At 72.5% G+C, this 418-nt stretch carries 1 protein-coding gene; it reads right to left on the reverse strand.

The annotated features are described in order from the left end of the window. The coding region (locus IMZ11_RS44390) for a hypothetical protein (protein WP_228649794.1) at positions 1–418 on the reverse strand (418 nt) is incomplete at both ends.

Below are 418 nucleotides of genomic sequence, written 5' to 3' on the forward strand. Positions count from 1 at the left end.
TGAGCTGTGGCGCCCCGAGCTGCGGTGCCCTGAGCCGTGGCGTCCCTGGCCGTGGCGTTCTTGGCCGAAGCGCGGGGCCGAGCGGTGTCCTCGGCCCGGGTGGCCCTGGTGCTGGCGTCCCTGGTGCTGGCGTCCCTGGTGCTGGTGCCCTCTGTCGCGGCGTCCTCGGTGCTGGCGTCCATGGTCGCGGTGTCGTCGGCGGTGGCGGTCTCGCTGGCGGTGGTGGTGTCCTCGGCGGCGGCGGCGGCGGTGGTGGTGGTGGGTGGCGGGTCATCCGGGAGGGACTCGGCGTTGATCAGCACAAGGAGTTCGGTGCCGATCTGCTGTTCCAGCATGGCGATCAACGTGTCGGCGTTCCGGACCCGCAGCGGCCGGTCATCACCCTCGGCCCGAGGCTTGGCGTAGGCGTCCAGCAGAC

Source organism: Microtetraspora sp. AC03309, from assembly GCF_020826795.1.
GTDB classification, from domain to species: Bacteria; Actinomycetota; Actinomycetes; order Streptosporangiales; family Streptosporangiaceae; genus Microtetraspora; species Microtetraspora glauca.